The organism is Brevundimonas sp., from assembly GCF_046293315.1.
GTDB lineage: Bacteria > Pseudomonadota > Alphaproteobacteria > Caulobacterales > Caulobacteraceae > Brevundimonas.
Window position 1 is genome coordinate 1 of sequence record NZ_JBKBPF010000044.1, and the last position, 762, is coordinate 762.

Below are 762 nucleotides of genomic sequence, written 5' to 3' on the forward strand. Positions count from 1 at the left end.
TCACCGTCGCCGTTCAGGTCGACGCCGCGGGCCGTGCGGGTGGCCGCGCTGGTGGCGTCGAAGAAGGTGCCCTGCAGTCGCTGGTCGGTCTCCTCGATCAGGCTCGTGCCGCCACCGTTAGCCAGCGTGTACGAGAACTGCGGGTCGATCGTCAGCGTCAGCTTCTCGGTCAGGGTGAAGCGCGACTGGCCCCGGACGTTGAAGCTGTCGGTGGGGTTGATGAAATAGCCGTAGAAGCTGTTGCATCCCGGGTTGGCCGCAGCGTTACCTTGGTCCTGACGGCCAGCGCCGCCGCTCACCAGCGAGCAGTAGTTGGTGTTGCCGCCAGCGATGACGCCGTTGTTAAACTGGTCGACGTTCTTGCGGCCATAGGTGTTGTTGCGATCTTCCTGATAGCGGAAGGCCAGCGACAGGAAGTCGCCGTTGCCGCGGATCGGCTGGTAGATACGGCCGTTGACGGCGCGGCGCTCCAGATCGCCCTCGCGCGCAGCAGCTGCCTCCGCCTCCGCCTCCGCCGCACGCGCACGCTGCGCCTCCGCAGCCTCCTCGCTCGACTGCAGCTTGTCGCGCAGCTCTTCCTCCACCGCCTCCAGCTCGGCAACGCGCTCACGCAGAGCAGCTGCCTCCGCCTCCACCTCCGCCTCGCGCTCGCGCGCCTGCTCTGCTGCCTGCAAGCTGTCCTGCAGCCCCTGCGCGCGCTGCTGCTCTGCCGCCAGCTGCTCGCGCAGCTGGCCGGCCTCGTGCTGGGCGGAATCGAGCTGC

Annotated in this window: 1 pseudogene; it reads right to left on the reverse strand. The window is 68.2% G+C overall.

What is annotated here, in order from left to right:
• Positions 1-762: pseudogene (locus ACK4SE_RS13915) on the reverse strand (hypothetical protein); the annotation flags it as partial.